The organism is Bifidobacterium ruminantium DSM 6489 (assembly GCF_000770925.1).
GTDB classification, from domain to species: Bacteria; Actinomycetota; Actinomycetes; order Actinomycetales; family Bifidobacteriaceae; genus Bifidobacterium; species Bifidobacterium ruminantium.
Genome location: NZ_JDTK01000002.1, coordinates 93,468 through 106,538, shown reverse-complemented (window position 1 = coordinate 106,538; position 13,071 = coordinate 93,468). Strand labels below are relative to the sequence as shown.

The window sequence follows — 13,071 nt, the reverse complement described above, 5'->3', positions numbered from 1 at the left end:
TTAAAGTGTCTTATAAAGCGTGTCGCCAATATTCCCAACGACTCCGTCGGCATGTGCCGGCGGCGACAGGCCGGAATCGCCAAGCAAAAATAAAAAAGAGACCTGCTCATGCGTCATGCCGCGCCACGCCCCCGCACGTCGAACGATTGACTGCTTCCGGCGTCTACAATATAGATATGAAGAATCCTCCCCTACATCGCTACGCCACACGTCCCGGACTGTATTTCACCGACGATGGTGGAGCGGACGCCGTCGTCCGTTCCGAAAGCGCCACACAAGCATGGTTCTGCGTGCTCGAGCCTCTTGACCAACCAAGTCTCTTCTACGCCGACGCCACCCGCCTGTTCGACGAGCCGGATGTCACCTTCATCGATCAGGCGAAGGAACTCAACATCTGCACGAGACGGATACCGTCGCTCAACCTTCGGGAGACGCTGTTCCGCATGGACGGGCCGAACTACGGTCTGTGGTATGTGCACGTGCCCAAAGCCTGGGACGGCATGCAATACGGATACCGCGTCAACGGCCCATGGGACCCGAACCACGGCGTAAGCTTCAATCCCTACAAACTGCTGCTCGACCCCTATGCCAAAGGCATCGAAGGCCAGATGGAGCTCGATCCGGGCGCGTTCGCCTACGAGTGCGAGATCAAAAACGGCAAGGTGTCGGGATCTCCGTTCGGTCCAATGAGCACCGTGGATTCCCTTGGCCACATGCCCGTCTCCGTGGCCATCGACGATCGCGCGACCGACAAACATGCGGGAGAACCGTCCCATCCGCACGTGGCCTGGAGCAAGACCATCATCTACGAACTGCACGTGAAAGGCTTCACCGCGAACGCCCCCTGGCTTCCCAAGGAACTCCGCGGCACCTACGCGGGCCTCGCCCATCCGTCGACACTCTCCTATCTGCAGGACCTTGGCGTCACATCCATCGAGCTTCTCCCCATTCAGGCCAAACAGCCCGAACTGTTCCTGCAGGAACGCAATCGCACGAACTACTGGGGCTATTCCACCCTCGGATACTTCGCCCCCGAACCCTCATACGCCACCAAGCAGGCACAGGAAGCCGGCGCCGCGGCCGTGCGGCAGGAAGTCATCGACATGGTTCGCGCGATGCACGAAGCCGGCTTCGAAGTGATCATGGACGTGGTCTACAACCACACCTGCGAATCTGGCCCCGAAGGCCCCACGATCTGCTGGAGAGGCCTCGACAACCTCACCTACTATCGGCGCACCAAAGACGAGGTCAGCAGGCTCTACGACACCACGGGCTGCGGCAATTCGCTGGATTTCACCAATACGCACGTCACCACGTTCGCCGTGGATTCGCTGCGATACTGGGCCAAACGAATCGGCATCGACGGATTCCGCTTCGACCTTGCCGCGACATTGGCCCGGCTCGACGGCGAATTCACCCGATACCACCCGTTCCTGTACGCGCTACGCTCCGATATGCTGCTTGGCAACCTCAAAATGATCATGGAGCCTTGGGATTGCGGTCCAGGCGGCTGGCGAACCGGCCAATTCGGCATTCCCTTCGCGGAATGGAACGACCGTTTCCGCGACTGCACACGCAAATTCTGGCTAACGGACGTGGAACGCGCGCGCGGCGGCGAGCCCGGGGAGACGACCATGCAATCGCTGGCCACGCGTCTGTGCGGTTCGGCCGACCTGTTCGCCACGGATCCCGGACGCGGATCGACGGCTTCCGTGAATTTCGTGGCCTGCCACGACGGCTTCACCACCGCCGATCTGACCCGCTACAGCCATAAGCACAACGAAGCCAACGGCGAGAACAACCAGGATGGCAGCAACGACAACCATTCCGTCAACTTCGGGCACGAGAGCCCATGCGACGATCCGATCATCACACAGCAACGCGAACGCGCCACCATGAACCTGCTGGGCACGCTGCTGCTGTCCCTGGGCACTCCGATGCTGCTCGCCGGCGATGAATTCGGCAATTCCCAGAACGGCAACAACAACGCCTACACGCAAGACAACGAGACCGCATGGCTCGACTGGGACTGGCTGTACAGCACCGAGCAGACGACGGAGCTCAAACTGTTCAACCTCACGTCGAGGCTGATCGCCCTGCGGAAATCACGCGACCTGTACAACCATGAGGACTTCTTCACCCGACTGAGCCGGATCGGCCTGCTGAAGAAGTCCGACCGTGTGCACTGGTTCATGCCGAACGGCAAGGCGCCACACGACGCCGATTGGACCAATCCGTCCGTCCGCTCGTTCGCCATGCAGCTGCTCTCCCCCGACGAGCCCAGTCTGCTGATTCTGGTCAACGGTTCCGATGAGAACATCCGCTTCCATCTGCCAAGCGACATCGAATGGCAGATGCTCTGGTCCTCGGCGGAGATCGCCGGCGAATACCCCGGACAGGGCACGCGAATCGAGAAGCTGGCCGAATTCGACGAGGAGTCGGACGACAAACCGGCCGGACGTTTCCGCGAACATCTTCAGCGGCTCAACACGATGTACTGGCATCTGGAGGATGAGGCCACCGACAATCTGAAATCAGTGGATGACGGACTGTCCGAGGATGATCCCACACTATGGACGTTGCCGTCTTTGAGCATCAGCGTTCTGAAGCAGATGTCCGACTGAGGCGTCCGGCTGGCATGACCAGCCGACGCGCAAAACGGCTGAAATAATAGTCCGAAAACGAGAAAACCCCTCGGAGACCGAATGGTTTCCGAGGGGTTTCGTAAAGCTTGATAAGCTTTAGCGCTTCGAGAACTGCGGAGCGCGACGTGCCTTGTGCAGACCGGCCTTCTTGCGTTCCACGACGCGGGCGTCGCGGGTCAGGAAGCCAGCCTTCTTCAGGGTGGCGCGGTTCGCATCGCGATCGATGGCGTTCAGAGCGCGGGCAACGCCCAGGCGGATTGCGCCAGCCTGGCCGGTGGTGCCGCCACCGTCGACGAGGACGATAGCGTCGAACTTGCCTTCGAGCTTGAGCAACACGATCGGGGAGTTGACCTCACGCTGCAGCAGCTTGGCCGGGAAGTACTCTTCCAGGGTGCGACCATTAATGGTCCACTTGCCGGTGCCCGGAACCAGGCGGACACGAGCGACGGCTTCCTTACGACGACCGGTGCCATAGCCCGGAGCGATGGTGGAAGTACCGGTGCCAGCGCCAGCGTTGGTCTCGGTGGTGTACGAGGTGAGCTCCTCTTCGGTCTCGAGAACCGCGGAGTTGTTGGTGTTTTCAGCCATGTTTCTTATCTCCCTTCGGTTCACTTAGCCTGCTGCGAGACCTGGGCGATCTCGAAAACCTGCGGCTTCATGCCAGCGTACGGATGCTCGGCACCGCGAACGATGTGGAGACGATCCAGCTGAACCTTGGCCAGACGGTTCTTCGGCAGCATGCCCTTGATGGCAGACTTGATGATGCGCTCGGGGTTGGTCTTGAGCAGCTGAGCGTAGCTATCGCGACGCAGGCCACCCGGACGACCGGAGTGCATGTACAGTTCCTTGCTCAACTTGTTGCCGGTCAGAGCGATCTTGTCGGCATTGAGGATGATCACGTGGTTGCCGGAATCGGCGTGCGGAGCGTAGGTCGGCTTGTTCTTGCCACGCAGCAGAATCGCTGCCTGGGAAGCGAGACGGCCGAGCACCACGTCGGTGGCGTCGATGACGTACCAGTCGTGAGTCAGATCAGCTGGCTTCGGAGTGAAAGTTTTCACGATGTACCTTTTCTATATATTGTGTTCCGGACCATCCATCAGCATCATGCACGTTGGTTAGGCGCGGAATAATGCCGTTTTCAGGTCTCATTATCCGTGGGCTCCCTGAAAGTCCTCGATGGCGAGTGGGAAAAGCGCTTTGAAGGACCCCGTAGGGAAACACAACAATCTACTAGTGTATCGTCCGCCTTGACATTCGGCAACACGAAAAACAAGGGTGTCCACGGACGACTTGCCCGTGGACACCCTGCCGCATGTCTTCGGAACGATCAGCCACGCATGATGGCGGTGATCTCCTGCAGGCGGGGCTCGTCGAAGAGCTTCTCAAGCGGCACCACGTTGCCTTCGCCGTCAGCCAGCGGAATGCGCCAGTTCGGATATTCGTTGTTGGTGCCCGGCTGGTTCTGCGTGCGCTTCTCACCGACCGCATCCACGATGGAGGCCGCCATGAGCTTGCACGGGGAACCCTTCAGTCCGCGGTACAAAGCGTCGATAATCTCATTCTCGTTGGCGGCTTCGTCCTCCAACGCGGCCTGGTCGAGATAGCCTTCCTCAACCAGCATGCGCAGCATGGCGTTGTGCTCGGCCGTCGCGGACTTCTGGAATTCCTCCACCGGTCCGGACAGCAGCCCGAGCTCCTCGCGCAGTTTGACATGGCCGTACTCGAGATAGCCGGCCGCCGGCGGCATGTCGTGCGTGTTGACGGAGGCCAACGCGTACGGACGCCAATCCTTCGGCGCGCGGAACACGCCATCGTTCTGCTCGAACCATTCCACGGCGCAACCAAGAATGCCATGCTCGGACAGCGACTTGGATACGTAGGCCGGTACCACGCCAAGGTCCTCGCCCACCACGACGCCGCCTGCGCGGGACGCCTCCAGAGCCAGGATGCCCAGCATGATATCGGAATCGTAATGCACGTATGTGCCGTCGGTGGCCGGCTTGCCTTCCGGAATCCACCACAGGCGGAACAGGCCGAGGATATGGTCGATGCGCACCGCGCCAGCGTTGGCAAACATGCCATGCACCATGTCGCGGTAGACCTGGAAACCGGTCTGCTCCAAGGCGATCGGGTTCAGCGGCGGCTGGCTCCAATCCTGCCCCTGCTGGTTGAACATGTCAGGCGGAGCGCCGACCGTGGCGCCCTTGGCGAACCGTTCCGGATTCCACCACACATCGGAGCCCGCGGGATGCACGCCGACGGCCATGTCCGCGACGATGCCGATCTTCATGCCGACCCTGCGGGCGGCCTGCTGCGCGGAGTGGAGCTGCTCAGTGGCGACCCATTCCAGCCAGCGGTAGAACTCCAGGGTGTCCGGGTACTTCTCGCGCAGATGCGCGACTTCCTCGGAATCGCGATTGTATTTGCGGACCCAATTGTCGGCGTCGTCGGCGGGAGCGCCCCACTTGTCGTAGCACAGGCACCACGTCGCATAGGATTCGATCTCGTCGCCGCAATCGGCGAGGTAACGATCGAAATCCGCCTGACGAGCCTTGGTACGACCGGCCTTGTAAATGATCCACAGCGCGTGTTTCTTGACACGCCACATGGCGTCCCTGTCAATGAGGTTCGCATCGTCGTTCAGCGATTCGACCTGCTCGTGCAGCGCGTCGACCTCGGCCCTGTCCTCATGGGAGAGCGTGAGGTATTCCGGCATGGATTCCGGACGGATATAGCTGAAATTAATGAAGCGACGGGAGATCGGCAGATACGGCGACGGCGTCAACGGAGGCACGGGTTCCGCGGCGTGCATCGGGTTGATGAGCATGAAGTCGGCGCCGGTCTTCTTCTTGGATTCGACCAGCATGGTCTTCAGATCCTCGAAGTCTCCCACGCCCCAGGATCCCTTGGAACGGATGGAGTACAGCTGGCTCATCCAGCCCCACAAGGAGCCCTGCTTCATATCGTCGAGCAGATCGATTTTCTCCGGCGCGCTGATAACGGTTGCAGTCGCCTTTCGATCGCCGACGGCGACGGTAAGGGTGTGGTACCCCTCGGGAAGGTCGGCTGGCAGCACCAGATACGACGTGCAGAAGAAATCTCCGCCGACGCTGCTGGCCGCCTTCTCGCCACCCTCATGGGCGATGGCGCCGGTGAACCGTTCGCCGTTCTCCAGCGTGATGGTGGCTTCCGGCACGTCGAACACGCCGCCGTGGACCTCCACCTTGCTTTCCTTGCCGACGATATGCAGCACCGTCGGAGCCACGACGCGCGTCTCGCGCTCGGACTTGATGGATGTGATGGACTGGTTGATCGCCTCGTCGTTGGAAGCGTCAATACCAAGCGCCTTGAGCACCGCCACTAGAACATCGTCTTCGATTTCGTGGTAATCATGGCTCATACCGACGTAGCTGGTGGCGACACCCACCAGCTTTGCCAGACGAATGAGCGGACGGGCGAGACGCGTTGCGTTTTCGGTCTGTTCTGTCATGCCTCCCAGTGTAGGCATAAAACAAGCGCACCACGCGCGAAAATCTCATAAAAATGACAACGTATGCAACTATTTTTCCGCAAGGTGGCGTTCGGCCGCCTTCCGCACATCGCCAGCATCGTCCTGCGCCAGCTGTTGGAGCATCCGATCGGAGACGTTCGGGTTCAGCGCCACGGCCCTACGCACCATGGTGGCGAGTACCACCGGGGCATCCGGCTCGATCTGCGTGCCCAGCGCGCCGAGGAAGTCCAGCGTGTCGGCATCCATGCTCGGATCCTCGGCGCCTTCAAGACGCATCTTCCACGACGTGCGCTTGTTGCGCAACGCGGTCGCGCGCACTTCGGGGGATTCGTCCTTGGTCAGCCTGCCGACCAGCCAATTCTTGTCATCGGAATTTCCAGCGACGGCCTTGCGCACCTCAGGTGATTCGTCGGTGGACAGTTTGACCAGGATGTTCGGGAACGGCATGGTCTCGGCTAGGAACACGCGATCCTCCAGCGGCGTGTGGGCGTTTCCCGCGACCGCCTCCAGCAGTGCGGTGGCCCGGGAAAACGCAGCCTGATCGGAACGGTCCGGCAACGGACGTCTCGCGAATTCACTCAAGGCGGCGGAATCATCGGAATGCCGCAACCGTTCATACGTGGCGGTCAGCGGCTCGAAATCCGCGGTTCCATCGGTTTTCTGATTGTCATCGTTCGGGTTGTTCCCAGCCTCACTCATAGTGCTCACCTCACGCTTTCATCATTTTCGGCTTCATAGCCTGACCGGCCGGTTGGACGTGCCCACGGGCTGCGGCGAAACCGTGGCGTTGAACGTCTCCGTGACCCGCGCCTCGAAGACGCCCGCATGCTCCATCGGCACCACCACGGACAATACGACCCGGTCGGTGTACTGCGCGTCAGCCTGCTCGCCCTCCACCGACGCCAATAGGTTCTGGAAACCGCCGAGCTGCGGATAGTCGAGCTTCACCCGATATTCACGGCATGGCACGATCCTCGCTTTGGACGCGGCCTTGACGGCGATCGAGGCGCCCGTCGAATAGGCGCGGATCAATCCGCCCGATCCAAGCAGGATGCCGCCGAAATACCGCGTGACCGCGACCACGCAATCGGTCATCTCGTTGGCGCGCAGCACATCGAGGATAGGCTTGCCCGCGGTGCCGGAAGGCTCGCCGTCATCGCTCATACGCTCCGCAAGACGGCCGCCGGAGCCTCCGCACACCGCCGCGTAGGCGACATGGCGGGCCTTTGGATGCAGGTCGCGAATCGTCTGGACGAACGCAAGGGCGTCATCCAGCGATTCGATATGGCAGGCGTCACCGATGAATTCCGACTTCTTTTCGATGAAGGCGTCGTGCGCCGGCCGATCGACGGAATCAAGTATGGTCTGCATGCCATCCAACCTATCCAACCGCGCCGACCAGCCGCATAAGCTCCGGCGCAGGATTCCAGATCAGACGACGACGTTGAAATCCTCGCCCTTGAAGAAGGCCGTGATGGACTGCACGACCTGCTTGGTCAGACCGATGTATGCGCCATCGGTGCGCCATGCGATATGCGGGGTGAGCACGATGCCGGGGATCTTGCACAGCGGGTCGTCGGCGGTCAGCGGCTCATGCTCGAACACGTCGAGCGCCGCCGGAATGTCTCCACGCTGGAGCCTTGCCAGCAGGGCGCCAGGTTCGATCACTTCGGCACGCGCGGTGTTGACGAACAAGGTTCCCGGGCGCAGCGCCTCGAGGTTCTCCGCGGCGATGATGCCACGGGTGGAATCAAGCAGCGGCATATGCACGGAGACCACATCGGAACCGGCAATCAGCTCGTTCATATCGTCCACAGGGGTGACGCCCAGATCGGCGAACACCTGCGCCGGCACATGGGAGTTCCATGCGGACACCTTCATGCCGAATGCCTTGGCGATGCCAGCCACGGTCTGCCCGATGCCGCCGAGGCCGATGATGCCGAGCCTCTTGCCGAACAGTTCGAAGCCGTCGGCGCCATCCCAATCCCCCTGCTTGACCTGCGCGTCGAGCGCGCCGGCATGCCTGGTCAGCTCCATAAGCAGCGCCATCGTATGCTCCGCGACGGCATGGTCGCCATAGTGCAGCACATTGCAGACGCGGATGCCGCGTTCCTTCGACTTGTCCAGGTTGATGTAGCTGGCCACGCCGGTGCCGCCGAACGCGTAGCATTTGACGTTCGGAAGGCGGTCGAGGATGGCGTCGGTGCAGTGGAATCCGATGACCATGACGGCGTCCGCATCCTTGCACCGTTCCACAATGGTGTCCTCGTCGAGTGTGAAATCCTCATACATGCGTACGCGGGCCACGTTCTCCAGCATCGCGAAGTTCTTCTTGAACGGTTCGATCATCGAAGCGATGACCACCGGCATGACCACCAGCGGCAGATCGGTCCGTTCGGGTTGGGTCTCGAAGATTCCATCCATGTCTTTCACCTCACAGCGCGCGGAACCGCGCATACCATTGCAGCTTCTACATGGCACATTGTGCCACGAAACGCTATTTCCCGGACGAATTCGTCTGCTCCGCGGTGATATTCCACTCGCGAACCACCTGCTGATCGGCCCCCATGGAGTAAATCACGTTCCAGATACGTTGCCGCTGGTTGGCGTCTTCGGTCTCGTTCCAACAGGCTCCGTCCGGATGATCGCTGGATATCGGACACCACTGGTACCGTCCTTGGCGCATGTTCGCGGTCGGCACCCAGTCGATGCGGCTGACCCTCCACGATCCGGCCACGCCCTTTTTACCGGCGAACTGCACGCGAGCCGTCACACCTTGGTTGTTGACCAGGGTGTCCGGCGTGTTGGCCGACTCGGTCACCGCATTGCCCAAACCGTAGATGATCCACGTGCCGTTGTAGTTCTCGATGGGCTGAGCGCAATGGCATCCGGCGCCGTAAATCACGTCGAACGCGCCCGTATCGGCCAATTCGTGGGCTTCGGACTGCTGCCAGGAATCGGCATAGTCGAGGTATTCCTGCACGGAATGCATGGCGATGGCCACCACATCGGCTCCCTGTTTGCGGGCCTCCTTGGCTTTGGCCACGGCTCTGTCGATGTCGGATTGGTGGTTCGGATCGCCGCTTTCACGCAGACGATCCACACGCCAGTCGTAGTCAGGAGTCTGCGCGTTCAGCGAGACGGTTCCCGCGACCAGACCCAGCTTGCCGCCTCCAGTCGGTGAATCGATGACCAACGGTTTGGTGGAATCCTCCTCGGTCTTATACGAACCCGTCTGAGCGATGCCATCCTGTTCAAGGGTGTCCCACAGACGAGCGATGCCATCCGCGCCCTGATCCCACGAATGGTTCGACGCGTGCGTACAGGCGCGGTATCCGACTTTTGCCGCCGCGTCGGCGACTTCGGAGGGGATGTTGAAAACCGGATATCCGGCGTACGGACCTCCACGGGGCGCAATCGGCGTCTCGAATTCGCAGACCGCGATGTCGGAGGCGTCGATGTATTTGCGCATCGGCTCGAACAGGCTGGTGAAGTCATAGGCCGTTCCATCAGTCGCGGTGGTATCGGCTCCGGCGAAATTGTCCCACAATCCCGGATGGAACAGCAGATCGCCATTGACCATCATGGCGATGCAGTCGGTATCCGGACAATCAGGGGAATTACCGTGATGCTCCTTCGGCTCGCCTTCCTTCACGCTCGGCTTCTTTTGCTTGACCGTATCCGCCCGCGTTGCGGATTGCGTTTCCGCAGCATGCCGTGTTACGACGAAATGCCTTGTCAGGAACCATCCACCCACCGCAAGCGCCGCGACGAGCACGACCACGCAGATGATGGCCAGCCTGCGACGCCCCGCGGTCAGCACTTCCGGATTGCGGGCATACACCGCATTCTTCCGGTATTTCATAACATCCCCTTTTCTATCTCTTTCTCTCTCGATATCCAAGATTATCCGATGCGCCGCCCGTCATATCCCCAAATGGGCAACGCCGTTGCCATATTTGAGCCGCACCGCGTCCAACGCGGCCTCGGCGCCGCGCATCCGCTCCGATTGAGCCACCGAACCAGTCGATTCATGGCCCCGATCATCGAACATGTCATCGAAGGAAGGCTGCATCACCGCATCCTCCGCCTTGACCAGTCCACCCGCGCTCATGCCGGCGAGACGCACAGGCCTTGCCAAGGACACCGCGCCGGCGGAATCCTCAGGCATGTCCATCATGGACAGCAGCAGAGATACGCACTGCGGATAGAGCACGCCAGCCACATCCGTCGGACTTTCCAGCGTGCGCCCCTTCGTGGCATAGCTCAGATCGGGAAAACGCAGCTTCACCATGACCTTTCGCGCCACGAAACCCTTCCGCCGCAATGCGCTTGCCACGTCATCGCAGCATCTGCGGAGCATGGACGTCACCTTGCGCATATCCTGGGTGTCCGTGTCGAACGTACGCTCCGCGCCAACGGATTTCTCCGGGGCACGCGGCGCGACGGGACGATCGTCCATTCCACGCGCCGCCATGTACAGCCCGCGAGCGCCGACGGCCGACCCTGTGACGCGTTCAAGCGATTCGACACTCATTTTCGCCAGATCGGCCACGGAATCGACGCCCCACGCGTTCAGACGTTTCTCCAGGGATGGTCCGATGCCCGGAATGCCTCGCAACGGCATCATCTGCACGAATTCGGCGTGCCGAGCCAAAGGAATCATGAGCATGCCGTCCGGTTTGGCGTTGGTGGACGCCATTTTGGCGACCAGTTTGTTTCCCGCGATGCCGACCGAGCATGTGATGCGGTATCTGGCCGCGACCCTCTCACGGATCCAGGCGCCGATGGCGCGCGGGCTTTTCCACTTCAGCAGCGCGCCGGACACGTCCATGTAGCATTCGTCCACGGAAACCTGTTCGATGCGGTCGGTGACTTGAGAGAACACCTCGGTGAAGATGCGCCTGGACATCTCACGGTAGTAGCGTATGTCCACCGGCAGGAAGACGCCGTCGGGGCATAGTCTTCGTGCCCGAGAACTCGCCATGGCCGAGTTGATGCCGTATCTGCGAGCTTCGTAATTCGCCGCCGACACCACGGATCGGTTGCCAATGCCGATGATCACCGGCCTGCCCGCATACTCAGGATGTCTGGCCACTTCAAGGGACGCGAAGAAGGCGTCCATGTCGATGTGCAGCACCGTGCATCCGGTCTCATCGTGACCCCAGTCACGTTTGGCCGCTGCTATTCTCGGTGCCGTGCTCATGGTTCCATGATATACGACATTCCATCATTTTTGGAACAAATGTTCGAACACTCTGGAATGAGCGAACATGACGGCGTGTCACATCCGGGCATTCCGCAAGGAGCGCCAAAGAAGGCTCGAGGGTTCGAATCCCTCCGGCTCCGCCCGAGCTCTTTTCCACATTTTTCCCGAATATGGTGTTTTGCGCGGAGAATAGGTGCTATAGTCATATGCTGTTGCGTCATGTATTGGCGTATACAGTGGAGTCATGCCTGAGTGGCCGATAGGGGCACCCTGCTAAGGTGTTAGTCGTGTTTAGCGGCTCGAGGGTTCGAATCCCTCTGACTCCGCCACAAAAAAGGACCTCCGATCGTTCGGAGGTCCTTTTCGTTTTCCACCGTCTTTCGGCCGACGTCACCGGGCCAGTCTTTCGGCAGCGGCCGCGATCGCCTCATCGCTGGCGGTGGCGGAGAACCGCAGATATTCCGGAGCTCCATAAAACTCACCGGGACTGGCGATGATGCCGATTTCGGCAAGCTGTCGCATATCCTCCCAGCAATCGCCGGATTTGGCCTTCACCCACACATACAACGCGCCTTGGGGCATGTCCGTGCAATAGCCGTACGCGCGCAAAGCGCCCACCAATGTGCCGAGACGCTCCTCGTAACGCGCGTGCTGCGTCCGGACGGCGTCCATGTCACGCAGTCCGGCGGCCATCGCGGCCTGCACCGGACCGGGAATGATCTGTCCGATCTGCTTGCGATAAGCCGTCATCGGCTCAACCAACGACCGGTCTCCGGCGATGAACGCCGTACGATATCCGGCCATATTGCTCTGCTTGCTCAACGAATACAGCACCAGCACGCCTTCGGCGGAGCCGCCGCACACGTCAGCCTGCAACGCGCACGGCGCCGCGCCCTCGGCTCCCCATCGCATCAGCGCATAGCATTCATCCGACAGCACGACGGCGCCAATCGAGCGCGCGGCATGGACGATGCCGGACATCCGTTCCGCGGACAGCACCTCGCCGGTCGGATTGCATGGCGAATTGACCCATACGGCCTTGACGCCGGGCACGTCCTTCCAAGAATCGACGTCGGACACGTCGTCGACCTTCAATGTTCGCGCACCCGCCAGCTGCGTGCCGATCTCGTAGGTCGGATACGACACTTTCGGCTGCACCACGACATCGCCCTCGCCGAAATGTAACAGCGACGCCATCAACGCGACGCCTTCCTTGGAACCGACCGTTGGCACCACGTCGGCGTCCAACGCATGCAGGTCGACGCCGCGATTGGAGGAGAACCATTCATGGATGGCGTCGCGCAAATCGGCGGTGCCGGCCGTGACGGGATAACCGTACGCGTTCGGATCGTTCGACGAGATGGCGAGCGCCTTGCGCACCGAATCGGGCACGGGGTCGACGGGAGATCCGACGGACAGGTCGATCATGCCGCCGAACGCGGCCTTCGCCGTGCGCTTGTAGGATGCGATGCGCGACCAATCGTACGGTGACGAGAACTCATGAAAGCCCATCCGTAAGTCTCCTTTTCCAACGGGAATCTCAAACCATGCTCCAGCATACGGCAATCGGCCCGACGGCATGGTCGTCCGTCCATACGAAAAACCGGTTCGCCTTCGGCGCATGGAAACGTCGAAGTCGAACCGGTCCAGAAAACGAATCGGCCGTCCAAATCCGCTCGACGAGCAAAATGGACGGCACGACGGTT

Annotated in this window: 10 protein-coding genes and 1 tRNA gene; 2 read left to right on the top strand and 9 right to left on the bottom strand. The window is 60.8% G+C overall.

Annotation, left to right across the window (positions count from 1 at the left end):
• Positions 1-176: 176 nt before the first annotated feature.
• Positions 177-2,624, top strand: a complete 2,448-nt coding sequence (gene glgX, locus OU26_RS01535) for a glycogen debranching protein GlgX (protein WP_026646514.1) — start codon at positions 177-179, stop codon at positions 2,622-2,624.
• Between the two features lie 117 nt (positions 2,625-2,741).
• Here the strand turns inward: glgX and rpsI are convergent, their stop codons facing one another.
• From rpsI to dinB, 8 genes are all read right to left on the bottom strand, one after another.
• Entirely contained in the window at positions 2,742-3,233 is a 492-nt protein-coding gene (rpsI, locus tag OU26_RS01530) for a 30S ribosomal protein S9 (RefSeq protein WP_026646515.1), read from the bottom strand.
• A gap of 20 nt (positions 3,234-3,253) precedes the next feature.
• The gene (gene rplM, locus OU26_RS01525; RefSeq protein ID WP_026646516.1) at positions 3,254-3,703 is read right to left on the bottom strand and encodes a 50S ribosomal protein L13; all 450 of its coding nucleotides are present in this window, start codon (positions 3,701-3,703) and stop codon (positions 3,254-3,256) included.
• A gap of 269 nt (positions 3,704-3,972) precedes the next feature.
• Positions 3,973-6,135, bottom strand: coding sequence for a 4-alpha-glucanotransferase (malQ, locus tag OU26_RS01520; RefSeq protein WP_026646517.1), 2,163 nt, complete (start codon positions 6,133-6,135; stop codon positions 3,973-3,975).
• Positions 6,136-6,204: 69 nt separating this feature from the next.
• Positions 6,205-6,855, bottom strand: a complete 651-nt coding sequence (locus OU26_RS01515) for a hypothetical protein (RefSeq protein WP_026646518.1) — start codon at positions 6,853-6,855, stop codon at positions 6,205-6,207.
• A gap of 33 nt (positions 6,856-6,888) precedes the next feature.
• Positions 6,889-7,527, bottom strand: a complete 639-nt coding sequence (locus tag OU26_RS01510; RefSeq protein WP_026646519.1) for an IMPACT family protein — start codon at positions 7,525-7,527, stop codon at positions 6,889-6,891.
• A 60-nt stretch (positions 7,528-7,587) separates the two neighbouring features.
• Positions 7,588-8,580 carry a D-2-hydroxyacid dehydrogenase family protein gene (locus OU26_RS01505; protein ID WP_026646520.1) on the bottom strand — a complete coding sequence of 331 codons (993 nt, stop codon included), beginning with the start codon at positions 8,578-8,580 and terminating at the stop codon, positions 7,588-7,590.
• Positions 8,581-8,653: 73 nt separating this feature from the next.
• Positions 8,654-10,021, bottom strand: coding sequence for a CapA family protein (locus OU26_RS01500; RefSeq protein ID WP_026646521.1), 1,368 nt, complete (start codon positions 10,019-10,021; stop codon positions 8,654-8,656).
• A gap of 60 nt (positions 10,022-10,081) precedes the next feature.
• Positions 10,082-11,362 carry a DNA polymerase IV gene (dinB, locus tag OU26_RS01495; protein WP_026646522.1) on the bottom strand — a complete coding sequence of 427 codons (1,281 nt, stop codon included), beginning with the start codon at positions 11,360-11,362 and terminating at the stop codon, positions 10,082-10,084.
• Between the two features lie 241 nt (positions 11,363-11,603).
• Between dinB and OU26_RS01490 the strand changes: the two genes are divergently transcribed.
• A tRNA-Ser gene (locus OU26_RS01490) sits at positions 11,604-11,694 on the top strand.
• Positions 11,695-11,755: 61 nt separating this feature from the next.
• Here OU26_RS01490 and dapC read toward each other — a convergent pair.
• Entirely contained in the window at positions 11,756-12,877 is a 1,122-nt protein-coding gene (gene dapC / locus OU26_RS01485; protein WP_026646523.1) for a succinyldiaminopimelate transaminase, read from the bottom strand.
• Positions 12,878-13,071: the final 194 nt, after the last annotated feature.